We start from the raw sequence: 12,613 nt of genomic DNA, 5'->3' as shown, positions 1-12,613 counted from the left end.
GATCGCATCGGACACGAGGGGTACGAGTGACGGACCAACAGGATCTGCTGTACCGCGAGGAGTCGGACCCGGCCTGGAACCCGGTCGCGGCCGGCACCGCGCGCGTCGGCCTGCATCCGGACGAGACGGCGCCCGAGGTCATCGTGGTGAGCGGTCCCTGCCCGCGCTGCCGCCACGAGACCGTGCACGCCGAGCCGCTCGTCGCGTACGCCGACGCCCTCACCCGAACCGGCCTGCTGGCCCGTCTGCTGCTCCGCCGGGCCACCGAAGCGGGCTCGCGCGAGGTCGAGGTCATCTGCGCCTGCTCCGCCGTCCATCCCGAGGCCGGTGAGCACAAGGGTTGCGGGGCCTCCTGGGTGCTGCACGTCGAGTGGGGCGTCTGATGGCGGTCCGCGTCACGGCCGGCACGCCCAGTACGCCGGCCAGCCGCGCACGCGCCGACGAGTCCCGGGGCCTGCTGGAGGGCGAGCTCGTCCGGGTCCGCGCCCAGGCCGAGAACTGGCGCAACGGCCTCGCCGCCCTGCTCGGCCTGCTGACGGCGGTCGGGATCGTCAAGGGGCCGGACACCCTGCAGGGGTTGTCCGGCGGCGCGCGCGGCGCGGTGGGAGTGCTCCTGCTGGGAGGACTGCTGCTCTCCGCGGCCGGGGCCTTCTTCGCGATGCGCGCGGCGTTCGGGCTGCCGCGCCGTCGCGTGGCCGGCGCCTCCCTGGAGGAACTGCTCACCAGGGAGCGCCTGACCGTGCGCCGGGCGGTACGGGACCTGCGGCGGGCCATCGTCGCGGGGTTCCTGGCGCTGGCCATGGTCACCGCGGGGATCGGTCTGACCTGGTACGGCCCCCGGCCCGGGAATCCGGGGGTGCTGATCGTGCAGACCGACGGGAGCGTGCTGTGCGGCACGCTCACCGGGATCGACGCCAAGGGGGTGCGGTTGCGGGTCAAGGACGTGGAACGACGGCTGCCGTCGGCGCGGATCGGCTCGGCGAAATCGGTGGAGAGCTGCCCCTGAGAGCCCCCGAAGCCGCCCCTAGACGAGTAAGTACGATGTGTTCAGTGATCGAATGCGATCAGCGACCGCATGGTCGGGGCGCCGGTCTTGTGGTTGCGCCAGATCGCGGCTGCCATCGCGAGGATGCGCTGGGCGACGCGGACGGCGACGCCCTCAAAGGTCCGTCCGCCGTGCTGTTCGAGGTCCAACTGCCCCTTCAACGTGTCATTGACCGACTCGATCAGCTGGCGCACGGACTTGAGGAGGGACTCGCCCTTGCGCTTCTTCTCCCGCTTGAAGGCGGGCCGCAGCAGGTCGATGCCCCGCATCGCGAGGTCTCTCTCGAACTCCTGGGAAGCGAAGCCCTTGTCGGAGATCAGCAGTAGGCCGGGCCGGTCGGCGACCAGGTCCTCGTCGACGTCAAGCAATGCCTGGAGCACCTCGCGTTCGTCCATCTTCGGGTTCGCGAGCGCCCACAGGATTGGCATCCCCGTCGGGGTGCAGACCAGGTACAGGCGCAGGCCCCAGAAGAGTCGGGAGTGGGAGGCGCAGTAGCCGTAGCCGGCCCAACCAGCCATGCTCGAGCGTTTGACCGTCGGCCGCGAACGCCCGCACTCCACCGGCGTCGAGTCCACGATCCAGTGGTTGTCGAACCAGAAGTCGCTGTCCGCGGCGAGCAGTCGTATCGCCTTCTTGACCAGCGGCAACGCGGCCTTGAGGCGCTTGTTGTATCCAGACTGCTGCGGCAGGTACGGAAACATCGCCGCGAGGTGCTTGCGCGCATGCCGCAGCCACCGAGCTTCGGAGTGGAAGCCGAGCAGGGACTGGGCCACAGCGAGCGTGACCAGCTCGGCATCGCTCAACTGCGGCGGACAGCCCATCCATCGCTCCACCTCCAGCTCGTCGTCGATCTTCACGTACAGTGCCGTCAGCAGGGCGTCCAAGTCTTCGTTGTTCACAGAACGATCTTGGATGCCCTCTTCGCGTTTCCAGGCACGCCGTCAGGCATCGAACTGACTCGTTTAGGGCACAGGGGGCGAACTATCTAAATGAACGCCTCCTGAGGTGGACCGGAGACCTTCCGGGCCTCCCGCCGCGGACATGGTGGCTGAGGTGTGCACTATTCTTTGATTGTCTGGTCAGTTAATGAATAGGAGGTGCGGGATGCCGCGAACGGCCGACCCAGTGCGGCACGCGCGGCGGCGGGAGGCGATTGTCGCCGAGGCGGGCCGCCTCTTCGGGGTGCAGGGATTCGAAGGGACGACGGTCGCGCAGATCGCGTCGGCCGCCGGGCTCAGCTCAGGCAGCGTCTTCTACTACTTCGCCGACAAACAGGCCCTCTTCCGCGCGGTCTTCGAGCAGGACCTTCCGCGCGCGGAGGCGCTCATCGCCCGTCACGAGGGGACCGACGATCCCCTCGCCGCCATCCTCGCCGTCGTGACCGCGCTGGCCGCGGAGGCCGAGGACCCGGGCGCTTCGGGCATGGTCGTCGAGCTGCTGCGGCGCGTCGGGCACGACGCCGAGCTCCTCGACGTCGTCGGCCGCACGTCCCGGGTGGTTTGCGACGGGCTGGCGGGGCTCCTCGCGCGCGGAATCGAGGCAGGTGCCGTCGACCCGGAGCTCGACCCTGCCGAGGCCGCCGCCTGGCTGGAGAACCTGGTGGACGCCACGTACCTGGGCGCCCGCCCCGACCACTCCCCGCTCCCCGCGCTGCGCCGCACCGTCGCGCGCTACCTGGCGCCCGCAGGGACGGACCGAGAGCCCGAGAGGACGGAGCGAGAGAGTGAGAACACCGATGGTCAAGCGTGAGCCCCCCATCACTGTGCGGCTGCCCGAGGCGTGGCTGCGGGCCATCATCCTGGGCGGGGCCGCGCTCGGCCTCGGCGCCGCGTTCGCCGTGGGCCCGCTCGCCGACTGGATGATCAGCCTCTTCGACAGCGCGCCGGGCCCGCTCCGGCTGGCGGCCGCGCTGCCACGCGTGTGGGCCGTGCCGGTGCTGACGCTCTGCGGCGGCGTGGCCGGGGCGTGGGTGGCGGGCACCTGGCGCAAGGAGAATCCCGTGATCGAGGTAGGCGCCGACAGCGTCGTCGTCCACGACGCCACCGGCGGCTGCCACGTCGAACGGGACCGGATCGCCGAGGTGTTCACCGACGGCCGCGAGCTGGTGCTGCGCGATGCCGACGGCCGGGAGCACATCCGTACCCGGGTGGATAGCGGCCTCGCGGGGCGTCTGCAGTCCGCGTTCGAGCAGCAGAGGTATCCCTGGCATGGCGCCATCGACCCGCACGAGGCGGATTACACCGCCTGGGTCGACAACAGGCCGGGCCTCGACGAGCGTGCCCACACGTTGCTGCGGATGCGGCAGCGGGCGCTCGCCGACGACCGGACCGGTGCCGCCGACGAAGCGCGCGACGAGCTGCGCACGCTCGGCATCAGCGTGCGAGACCGGGGCAAGGCCCAGCAATACCGCAAGGTGTGAGGCGCCCGCCGACGGTCAACCAGCGGACAGTACGGGGGGTGTTGGCGTGGCGGGCTTCCACCGCCCGCCACGCCTCCTCCTCGATCAGGTCCATGCTGACCCTGGCTCCGGCACGGCGGACGGACCTTTGAGGGCGTCGCCGTCCGCGTCGCCCAGCGCAACCTCGCGATGGCGGCCGCGATCTGGCGCAACCACAAGACCGGCGCCCCGACCGTGCGGTCGCTGATCGCATTCGATCACTGAACACATCGGACTTACTCGTCTAGAGGTTGGCCGTCCAGCGGGCGTCGGGGACGGCGCCTTGCCGGTGGAGGTCGACGATCACGGGGGCGGTCTGCTCCCAGAGGACGTCCACGATCTCCTTGATGGCCGTGCCCAGTTCAAGAAGGGGTGCCGCGTCGTCTTCGAGGCGTGCCTGCGCGTGCGTGCGCACGAGGTCGCGCCGGAGCGCGGCCGGCGGATGGGTCGGGGACTCGCGGCGCGGCGCGTTCGCGCCCGTCACCAGCAGGGGCACCGCTCGTTCGAGAACCTCGCAGGCGGAGAAGAACAGCTCGACGCCCGCGTGGGGCAGCGCCGCGCCGTACTCCCCGCTCATCGCCCCCAGGGACAGGTTCCAGCCGAGGAGGTCGGCCACGACCTCCTGCTCCCATTTCCAGCCGACCTCGGTGACCTCGCCCTCGGCCGTCCCCAGCATGCGACGTCGAGACTTCCGGTCGGCCACGTGTTCGGCCATGACATGGCCGTACTCATGGCCGAGGACGAAGAGCTCCATCCCCTCCCGGAGGATGGCGCCCATATTGCTGATGCCCTCCGGGGCGAAGTACTGGGGCGCTCGGCCGGGTCGGCCCTCAAGAAGATAGGCGAGCACGACCTCACGGAAGCGGCGAACGGCCTCCGGTGACTCCCGCACGTGACGACGCACCTTGTCGATGTCCACGGAGAAGGCGATCCGGCCGTCCTCGGCCCTCTCGTGGGGCATGGCCAGGGCCACGGCCTTGCTGAACAGGTTCGCGAAGTTGAGCAGTTCGTCCTCGAAGACGACCAGGTGCGTCCGTGAGTCGGGGGCGAGCAGCGTCACGGCGTTGATCTCGCCCGTGGCCATCATGCCCAGCACGGGACGGGGGACGGTGTCGGGGAGGGAGGCCTCAAGGCGGTCCGCCAGCATGTGGATCACCATGTATCCACCGGGATGCTCGTCGGGACCGCAGGGCGGCCAGTGCTCCTGACCTGTCGCCCCGAACTGGACGACCTGCTGCAGTTGCTCCTCCGACAGGCCCGGCATTCCCCTCCCGGTCTCAAGGACGAACTCGTTCCAGCGCGCCCCCTGCCTGGGCTGGCGCCTGCCGCCCGCCTGGGCGATCTGCGCCTGTAGCTCCCACAGAAAGGCCCGCGCCCTGTCCTCGTCCGTCTCCGTCGCCATGGTGCCGTTCCCCCGTTCCTCCCCATTCCCCTCAGTCTGGCGGCAGTCGGACGACCGCGTCAGCGGAATCGGCGCAGGGCGCGAAGTCGAGTTCCGCCCGTACGGTCTTCCCGACCGGCACCCGGTCGAGCACCTCCCACCGGGACGCCAGCGCCTCGACGAGGAGCAGACCGCGCCCGCCCTCGTCCAGGGGGCGCGGCGCGGCCGGGGCCCCGGCGGGCGGCCGGCGCTCGCCCCGGGTGTCGGAGACCTCGACGCGGAGCAGCGCGCCCGGCGAGTAGGTCAGCCGCAGCTCGCAGTCGCGGCCGGGCACCCGGCCGTGGGTGACGGCGTTCGCGGCGAGTTCGGCGACGAGGAGTCCAACGGTCTCGGAGGCCTCGGAGCCGTACGGGAGGCCCCAGCGGTGCAGTTGGTGCTGGGCGAGCCGGCGGGCGAGCCGGGCACCGCGCGGGGTCGAGCTGAAGCGCTGCGCGAACACACGTACGGTGACGGGCGCTTCGCGGGTCACGGGGGAGGTCATGGGGCCAATGTGGCGCCCACCGGAGGGAGTTGCCAGCTCAGAAACCCGTACGCTGCACAGCGTACGGGTTCACGCTCTGGACTGTACTGGTGACTATCAGTGAACCTGGATGCGTTCAGCGCGAGCACACGGGTACGGGAGGTGGCGGGGTGACGGACGAGGTCCCGAAGGGAAGCGAACCGGAGACGTCGGAGAGCCTGAGGGCTTTCGGGGAAGTGGTCAAGGCCTTCCGCAGACGGGCGGGGCTGACGCAGGAACAGTTCGCGCCGCTGGCCGGGTACTCGGCCCCCATGGTCGCCTCGATCGAACAGGGTCGGCGCCTGCCGTCGAAGGAGTTCGTGGACCGCGCGGAGGAGGTGCTGGACGCGTTCGGGGTCATCAAGGCAGCGGCCAAGCACCTGACGCGTAAGGCGGGGCTGGCGAAGTGGTTCGAGGGGTGGGCCGACTTGGAGCCCCTGGCGGTGACGTTGTACACCTACGAGAACCGACTCGTACCGGGCCTGTTCCAGACGCCCGCATACGCCCGGACGCTCTTCGAGGAGCAGATCCCGGCGATGGGTGACGACAAGATCGAGTCGAACCTGGTCGCCCGAATGGAACGGGCGAGCATCCTCACGGAGCGCCCGGAGACGATCTTCAGCTTCATCATCGAGGAGCACGTACTGCGCCGCCAGATGGGCGGCACGGAGGTCATGCGCGAGCAGATCGACCACGTACTCGGCCTCTGCAAGCGGCGCAACATCGACATCCAGATCATGCCGCAGTCACGCGGACACCACGCGGGTCTCGACGGCCCCTTGTGCCTCCTGGAGACCGAGGAGAACACCTGGTACGCGTACTGCGAGGGCCAGGAGACCGGCCAGCTCATCTCCGACCCCAAAGTGGTCAGCATCCTCCAGCAGCGATATGCCAGGATGCGGGCACAGGCTCTGTCCGTAGAAGCATCCGTGGGCCTGTTGCGGGAGATCCGAGGAGCACTATGAGCACCACTGAACTGGCCTGGTTCAAGAGCAGCTACAGCGGCGGCAGTGGCGACAACTGCGTGGAAGTCGCCCTCTCCTGGCACAAGTCCAGCTACAGCGGCGGCGACGGCGACAACTGCGTCGAGGTCGCCGCCTGCCCCTCCACCATCCACGTCCGTGACTCCAAGAACCCGGACGGCCCCCGGTTCGCCGTGGCGCCCGCCGCCTGGACGGGGTTCCTCGCCCAGCTGGTCTGAACCGCGTCTGACAGGATGCGTGCACCCGCCCTCCACCGCACGCGGACGGGCCGGTACACGCACGACGCGAGGAGCGACACTCATGAGCACGACCCCCGGCGACTACCTCTCCGGCCTCTTCTCCCTCGAAGGGCGCACCGCGCTCGTCACGGGCGGCAGTTCCGGCATCGGCCGTGCCATCGCCGGGGCGCTCGCCCGTGCCGGGGCGGGCGTGGTCGTGATGGCGCGCAAGGAGGCGGAGCTGACCGCGACCGTCGACGAGCTGACGGCCGACGGCTGCCGGGCGGCCTGGGTGAGCGCCGACCTGAGCGACCGTACGGGGATCAAGGCCGGCGCGGAGGCGGCGGCGGCGGTCTTCGGGGAACCCGACATCCTGGTCAACTCGGCGGGGATCAACCTGCGTCCGCCGTTCGGTGAGCTGGGCGAGGAGGTCTGGGACACCACGATGACGGTGAACCTGGAGGCGCCGTTCCTGCTGGGGCAGCGCTTCGGCCCCGGGATGGCGGAGCGCGGCTTCGGGCGGATCATCCACATCACCTCGCAGCAGGCGCACCGCGCGTTCGTGCAGAGCGGGGCGTACGGGGTGTCCAAGGGCGCCCTGGAGTCGCTGGCGCGTTCACAGGCGGAGGCGTGGTCGCCGTACGGGGTGACGGCCAACACCCTGGTACCGGGCTTCGTGATGACACCGCTCAACGAGCGCCTGTCGACCGACCCGGAGAAGGTGGCGGCCCTGGCCGCGCGCACGATGGTCGGCCGGAACGGCCTGGCGGAGGACTTCGCGGGCGCGGCGGTCTTCCTGGCGAGCGGCGCGTCGGCGTACGTCACGGGCCAGTCCCTCTTCGTGGACGGCGGCTTCTCGGTCCACTGAGCGGCACCCCCGGCGACTTCTCCGGTCCGGTGAACGGCTGCCCGGCAGCTGCTCCGGTCCGGTGAACGGCTGCCCGGCCCGAGGACGGCAGCCGCTCGAAGTGGTTGTTCGCGAGCCGGCCGCCGTCCTCCAGTGGGGCGCTCAGCCCTCCTCGGGCTCCAGGCGCAGCGAGATCGAGTTGATGCAGTACCGCTGGTCCGTCGGCGTCGGGTAGCCCTCGCCCTCGAAGACGTGGCCCAGGTGGGAGCCGCAGCGGGAGCAGCGGACCTCCGTGCGGACCATGCCGTGGGAGGTGTCGTCGATCAGCTCGACCGCCGTGCTGTCCTTCGGGTCGAAGAACGACGGCCAGCCGCAGTGCGACTCGAACTTCTCGTTCGAGGTGAAGAGCTCCGCGCCGCAAGCGCGGCAGGAGTAGACACCCTTGGTCTTGGTGTCCGTGTACTCACCGCGGAAGGCGGGCTCGGTGCCCGCCTGGCGCAGCACCTGGTACTCCGCCGGGCTCAGCTCCGCGCGCCACTGCTCGTCCGGCTTCTCGACGTCGTAGGCCATCGTTCGTCCACTCCCTCAGTTCGACAGGCGGGCGAGGATCCGCGGACCCAGGTCCGTGACGTCTCCGGCGCCCATGGTGAGAACGAGATCGCCGGGGCCCGCCATTCCCGCCACGGCCTCCGGCACCGAGGCCATGTCGTGGACGGCCGTCACGTCGGCGCCGGCCGCGCGGGCGGCGGCGATGATCAGCTCGCTGGTGATGCCGGGGATCGGGTCCTCGCGGGCCGGGTAGATGTCGAGGACGACGGACGCGTCCGCGAGGGCCAGCGCGTCGCCCATCTCCTTGCCCAGCTCCTGGGTGCGGGAGAACAGGTGGGGCTGGAAGACGACGAGCAGACGGGAGGCCCCGGCGGCGCCGCGCATCGCCTCCAGGTCGGCGGTCATCTCGGTGGGGTGGTGCGCGTACGAGTCGATGACCTGGACGCCCTTGGCCTCGCCCTTGAGCTGAAGGCGGCGGCCGACGCCGGTGTACGCCGTGAGGGCCTGGGCCAGCTCCGCCGGGTCGATGCCGACGCGGGCGCCGGCGACGAGGGCCGCGGCGGCGTTGTGGGCGTAGTGGCGGCCGGGGACGGAGACGGTGAAGGTGTGCTCGACGCCGTCGAGGGAGACCGTCACCTCGCTCTTCATCCCGTTCGGGACGATCTTCAGGATGCGGGCGTCGGAGTCCTCGGTCTCGCCGACCGTGACGACGTTCAGCCCCTCGCGGTCCGCGACGCGGCGGGCCAGCTCGCGGGCGCCGGAGTGCTCGCCGACGACCAGGGTGCCGCCGGGGCGGATCTTGGCGGTGAAGGCCTCGAAGGACTCGTAGATCTCTTCCAGGGAGGCGTAGTTCGCGTGGTGGTCCAGCTCGACGTTGAGGACGATCGCGACCTCGGGGTCGTACTTCTGGAAGCTGCGGTCGCTCTCGTCTGCCTCGGCGACGAAGACGTCCCCGGTGCCGTGCAGCGCGTTGGTGCCGGGGCCCGCGAGGTCGCCGCCGATCGCGTACGAGGGGTCGAGGCCCAGCTCGGTGAGGGCGACCGCCAGCATCGAGGTGGTCGTCGTCTTGCCGTGCGTACCGGCGACGGCGATCGCGCTCAGGCCGTCCATGAGGGAGGCGAGGGCGTCGGAGCGGTGGACCACGGGAATGCCGAGTTCGGCGGCGCGGGCCAGCTCCGGGTTGTCGGCGCGGATGGCGCTGGAGACGACGACGGCGGAGGCGTCGTCGGCCAGGTGCTCGGCGGCGTGCCCGATGTGCACGGTGGCGCCCAGGGCGCGCAGGGACTCGGCGGTCGCCGACTCCTTGGCGTCGCTGCCCGCGACCTTCGCGCCGCGCTGGGCGAGGATCTTCGCGATGCCCGACATTCCGGCACCGCCGATGCCGATGAAGTGCGGCCGTTCCATGGCGGCGGGAATGGCGGGTGCCATGCGGATCTCTCCCCGGGGTGCGTGGTACGTGGAAGTCCCAGCCTAGTGGCTGTGCGCGGGTGACCCCGGCGTGCGCCGGTCCGGGTCCGCGCCCCCTGCACGGGGCGCGGACCCGGACCGGCGGCCCGGCCCGCGGGACGGGCCGGGCCGCTCTCTCCCCCCTACTCGCTGTGGGCGAAGAGCTTGAGCACCGGCACCCCCACCTTGTGGCGGGCCCGGGACGCCCAGTCGCGGTGGAAGAACTCCTCCACGTAGTGCGGGGCGGTGAGCACGATCACCTCGTCCGCCTCCGACTCGTCGACGACCGCCTTCATCTTGGTGAGCGGGTGGTCCTCGACGACCTGGCCGACCGCTTCGCAGCCGGCGTCCCTCAGGGCCTGGAGCGAGTGCTCCAGGGCCAGCTCGGCGGGGACCCTGGCCGCCTTCCCCTCCGGTTCCTCCCCCTCCCGGGTCGCCTCCTTCAGCTCGCCCATGGCGACGTCGTCGATGGCACGCAGCAGTACATCGGCCTGGTCACCACGCGGCTGCATCAGGACGATGAAGGACACGCCCTCGTCGCCGTGCAGGGTGGTGACGAATTCCACGTCGACGGACGTGAGGGGCTTCTCGATCATCAGAACGCTTGTGAACACCTCGGGAGCCCTTCTGCGGAAACCATCCTTCCCCGTGCCCGCACGGGGTCTGCGCAGTAAGTGTGCCCAGCGGACGGTAAGCGGAACAACAAATTCCGCTGATTGTCAGATCCGACGGTAGCGGGTGAAGAGGAAGCCGTCCTGCTCCAGCACGGAAGCCACCTGGAAGCGTGTCGGGACGGCCACCGAGGGGCCCCCGGCGATCCGCTGCGCGCCGCCCGCCGTCATGGTCGGCGAGACCGTCAGACACAGCTCGTCCAGGGCCTCCGCCGCGACGAACTGACCGAGCAGCCGCGGACCGCCCTCGATCAGCTGCCGCCGCAGCCCGCGCTCCGCGAGCGCCGCCACCGCGCGGGCCGGGTCCACCCCGGCGCCGTCGCCCGCCACCAGCACCGCGACCCCCGCGTCCCGGGCGGCCCGCACCCGCTCGACGGGCGCGGCGGCTCCGGTGAGCAGCAGGGTCGGCACCAGCGGCTCGGTGAACAGGGGCAGCGAGAAGTCCAGGCCGAGCGAGGCGCTGACCACGGCGATGGCGGGGGCGGGGCCCTGTCCGGCGGCGGCGCGGCGGGCGGCGAAGGCCTCACGCGCGCGTGCGGGGCGGTAACCCTCCAGGCGTACCGTTTCCGCACCCACCACGACCACATCGGCGAGGCCCCGCAGGGTGCCGAAGATCCGCATGTCCGCGTCGGAGGAGAGCGGCTGGGAGCGCCCCTCGTGCTGGCCGGCCCCGTCGAGCGAGGAGACCATGTTGGCCCGCAGCCAGGCGTTCTTCCCGGCCGGAAGCTCCGGGTAGGCGTAGGCGTCGGCCAGCTCGTCGAGGGACCACTCCCGGTCCCCGGACGCGGTTTCGTGGGCTGTCATGTCCGTCACAGGGAGCAGTCGTCGCATCCTCGCAGTCTGACATGGCGCTTACAGTGGGGAACTGTGTCGACCCGTGCCATCACCGAAGCCGTTTCCGCCTCAGCGGCCCCGCTCTCGCTCTGCTCCCGAGAGCCCCACGTCCCCGCCGACCGCCTCGTCGCGGAGATGGTGCCGCCGCCGCGCTTCGATTCCGTACGGTTCGACACGTACCTCCCTGACCCGAACCAGCCCAGCCAGACGGACGCCGTCAAGGCCCTGAGCACCTTCGCCGAGGGCCTGGGCGGGGCGCACGCCACCGGCGCCGGGAAGCGCCGCTGGTTCGCCCGGAAGCCCGCCGCCCCCACCGGCCCGCGCGGGATCTACCTGGACGGCGGATACGGCGTCGGCAAGACCCACCTGCTGGCCTCGCTCTGGCACGCGACCCCCGCCGAGCCCGCCCTGAAGGCCTTCGGCACCTTCGTCGAGCTGACCAACCTGGTCGGCGCGCTGGGCTTCCAGCAGACGGTCAGGACCCTCGGCGAGCACCGTCTCCTCTGCATCGACGAATTCGAGCTCGACGACCCGGGCGACACCGTCCTCGTCTCCAGCCTGCTCGGCAAGCTCGTCGAATCGGGTGTGGCGCTCGCCGCCACCTCCAACACGCTCCCCGGCAAGCTCGGCGAGGGCCGCTTCGCCGCCGCCGACTTCCTCCGCGAGATCCAGGGCCTCTCCGCGCACTTCCTGCCGCTGCGGATCGACGGCGAGGACTACCGCCACCGCGGGCTGCCCGAGGCCCCCGCCCCGTACACCGACCAGGTCGTCACGGAGACGGCGTACGCGACGCCGGGCGCCTCCCTCGACGACTTCCCGCACCTGCTCGAACACCTGGCCAAGGTTCACCCGAGCCGGTACGGCGCGCTCACCGACGACCTCACCGCCGTCTGCCTCACCGACGTCCAGCCCGTCCCGGACCAGTCGACGGCCCTCCGGCTCGTCGTCCTCGCCGACCGGCTGTACGACCGCGAGATACCCGTGCTCGCCTCCGGACTCCCCTTCGACCGGCTGTTCAGCGACGAGATGCTGAACGGCGGCTACCGCAAGAAGTACTTCCGCGCCATCTCCCGGCTCACCGCGCTCGCCCGCGACGCCAAGGGACTCGTCGCGCAGTAGCTTGGTGGCCGTACCCCAGCGAAAGGGATCCACCATGGCCACCGTGCGTCACGCACACACCGTCTGGCAGGGCGACCTCCTCAAGGGCTCCGGCGTCGTCACCCTCGACTCGTCCGGCCTCGGCTCGTACGACGTCTCCTGGCCCGCCCGGTCGGAGGAGCCGAACGGCAAGACGAGCCCCGAGGAGCTCATCGCCGCCGCGCACTCCGCCTGCTTCTCGATGGCCTTCTCCAACGGCCTGGCCAAGGCCGGCAACACTCCGACGCGGCTGGAGACGAAGGCCGACGTCACCTTCCAGCCGGGCGAGGGCATCACCGGCATCCACCTCACCGTGCGCGGTGAGGTCCCGGGGCTGAGCCCCGAGGAGTTCGCGTCGCTCGCCGAGGACGCCAAGAAGAACTGCCCGGTCAGCCAGGCGCTCACGGGCACGACGATCACGCTCACGGCCGAACTGGCCTGACGCCGGATCACTCCACGCGCCACATGAGGCCGTTGTGGCCCGCATGGTTCACGGTTCACCGCCG

Annotated in this window: 16 protein-coding genes and 1 pseudogene; 10 read left to right on the top strand and 7 right to left on the bottom strand. The window is 71.0% G+C overall.

Annotated elements, in window-relative coordinates; translation table 11 throughout:
- Nucleotides 1-26: 26 nt before the first annotated feature.
- Both V4Y03_RS26835 and V4Y03_RS26830 read left to right on the top strand, forming a co-directional pair.
- Complete coding sequence (locus V4Y03_RS26835; RefSeq protein WP_317874632.1) at nt 27-383, top strand: hypothetical protein; 357 nt, start codon at nt 27-29, stop codon at nt 381-383.
- Nucleotides 383-1,006, top strand: a complete 624-nt coding sequence (locus tag V4Y03_RS26830) for a hypothetical protein (protein ID WP_332436554.1) — start codon at nt 383-385, stop codon at nt 1,004-1,006. The genes V4Y03_RS26835 and V4Y03_RS26830 overlap by 1 nt, the downstream gene beginning before the upstream one ends.
- Before the next feature lie 41 nt (nt 1,007-1,047).
- Here the strand turns inward: V4Y03_RS26830 and V4Y03_RS26825 are convergent, their stop codons facing one another.
- A complete protein-coding gene (locus V4Y03_RS26825; RefSeq protein WP_332436553.1) occupies nt 1,048-1,944 on the bottom strand; it encodes an IS982 family transposase in 897 nt (298 codons plus the stop codon).
- Nucleotides 1,945-2,149: 205 nt separating this feature from the next.
- On the opposite strand from V4Y03_RS26825, the gene V4Y03_RS26820 reads away from it, so the two are divergent.
- From V4Y03_RS26820 to V4Y03_RS26810, 3 genes and pseudogenes are all read left to right on the top strand, one after another.
- A complete protein-coding gene (locus tag V4Y03_RS26820; RefSeq protein WP_266501864.1) occupies nt 2,150-2,794 on the top strand; it encodes a TetR/AcrR family transcriptional regulator in 645 nt (214 codons plus the stop codon).
- A complete protein-coding gene (locus V4Y03_RS26815) occupies nt 2,781-3,464 on the top strand; it encodes a YqeB family protein (protein ID WP_332436552.1) in 684 nt (227 codons plus the stop codon). The genes V4Y03_RS26820 and V4Y03_RS26815 overlap by 14 nt, the downstream gene beginning before the upstream one ends.
- A gap of 108 nt (nt 3,465-3,572) precedes the next feature.
- Nucleotides 3,573-3,707, top strand: a pseudogene (locus tag V4Y03_RS26810) (IS982 family transposase); the annotation flags it as partial.
- Between the two features lie 19 nt (nt 3,708-3,726).
- Here the strand turns inward: V4Y03_RS26810 and V4Y03_RS26805 are convergent.
- Both V4Y03_RS26805 and V4Y03_RS26800 read right to left on the bottom strand, forming a co-directional pair.
- A complete protein-coding gene (locus V4Y03_RS26805; protein ID WP_332436551.1) occupies nt 3,727-4,884 on the bottom strand; it encodes a hypothetical protein in 1,158 nt (385 codons plus the stop codon).
- Nucleotides 4,885-4,915: 31 nt separating this feature from the next.
- Entirely contained in the window at nt 4,916-5,404 is a 489-nt protein-coding gene (locus V4Y03_RS26800; protein WP_332436550.1) for an ATP-binding protein, read from the bottom strand.
- A gap of 149 nt (nt 5,405-5,553) precedes the next feature.
- Here V4Y03_RS26800 and V4Y03_RS26795 point away from each other — a divergent pair, with 149 nt between their 5' ends.
- From V4Y03_RS26795 to V4Y03_RS26785, 3 genes are all read left to right on the top strand, one after another.
- Nucleotides 5,554-6,387 carry a helix-turn-helix domain-containing protein gene (locus V4Y03_RS26795; RefSeq protein WP_332436549.1) on the top strand — a complete coding sequence of 278 codons (834 nt, stop codon included), beginning with the start codon at nt 5,554-5,556 and terminating at the stop codon, nt 6,385-6,387.
- On the top strand, nt 6,384-6,623 hold the full coding sequence (locus V4Y03_RS26790; protein ID WP_332436548.1) for a DUF397 domain-containing protein: 240 nt from the start codon (nt 6,384-6,386) through the stop codon (nt 6,621-6,623). The genes V4Y03_RS26795 and V4Y03_RS26790 overlap by 4 nt, the downstream gene beginning before the upstream one ends.
- A gap of 82 nt (nt 6,624-6,705) precedes the next feature.
- Nucleotides 6,706-7,491 (top strand): SDR family NAD(P)-dependent oxidoreductase, encoded by a 786-nt coding sequence (locus V4Y03_RS26785; RefSeq protein WP_317878179.1) that lies wholly within the window; start codon nt 6,706-6,708, stop codon nt 7,489-7,491.
- Between the two features lie 141 nt (nt 7,492-7,632).
- Here V4Y03_RS26785 and msrB read toward each other — a convergent pair whose 3' ends face one another.
- From msrB to V4Y03_RS26765, 4 genes are all read right to left on the bottom strand, one after another.
- Nucleotides 7,633-8,040 (bottom strand): peptide-methionine (R)-S-oxide reductase MsrB, encoded by a 408-nt coding sequence (gene msrB, locus V4Y03_RS26780; protein WP_332436546.1) that lies wholly within the window; start codon nt 8,038-8,040, stop codon nt 7,633-7,635.
- 15 nt (nt 8,041-8,055) lie between these two features.
- Nucleotides 8,056-9,447, bottom strand: coding sequence for a UDP-N-acetylmuramate--L-alanine ligase (gene murC / locus V4Y03_RS26775; protein WP_317878181.1), 1,392 nt, complete (start codon nt 9,445-9,447; stop codon nt 8,056-8,058).
- A 161-nt stretch (nt 9,448-9,608) separates the two neighbouring features.
- Nucleotides 9,609-10,079, bottom strand: a complete 471-nt coding sequence (locus V4Y03_RS26770) for an indole-3-glycerol phosphate synthase (RefSeq protein WP_332436543.1) — start codon at nt 10,077-10,079, stop codon at nt 9,609-9,611.
- Between the two features lie 105 nt (nt 10,080-10,184).
- On the bottom strand, nt 10,185-10,967 hold the full coding sequence (locus V4Y03_RS26765) for a pyrimidine reductase family protein (RefSeq protein WP_332436542.1): 783 nt from the start codon (nt 10,965-10,967) through the stop codon (nt 10,185-10,187).
- Nucleotides 10,968-11,003: 36 nt separating this feature from the next.
- Here V4Y03_RS26765 and zapE point away from each other — a divergent pair, with 36 nt between their 5' ends.
- Both zapE and V4Y03_RS26755 read left to right on the top strand, forming a co-directional pair.
- Nucleotides 11,004-12,089, top strand: a complete 1,086-nt coding sequence (gene zapE / locus V4Y03_RS26760) for a cell division protein ZapE (RefSeq protein WP_332436541.1) — start codon at nt 11,004-11,006, stop codon at nt 12,087-12,089.
- 34 nt (nt 12,090-12,123) lie between these two features.
- On the top strand, nt 12,124-12,549 hold the full coding sequence (locus V4Y03_RS26755) for an OsmC family protein (RefSeq protein WP_317878085.1): 426 nt from the start codon (nt 12,124-12,126) through the stop codon (nt 12,547-12,549).
- Nucleotides 12,550-12,613: the final 64 nt, after the last annotated feature.

This window comes from Streptomyces sp. P9-A4, assembly GCF_036634195.1.
Taxonomy (GTDB): domain Bacteria; phylum Actinomycetota; class Actinomycetes; order Streptomycetales; family Streptomycetaceae; genus Streptomyces.
This window is presented reverse-complemented; position numbering and strand designations above follow the sequence as displayed.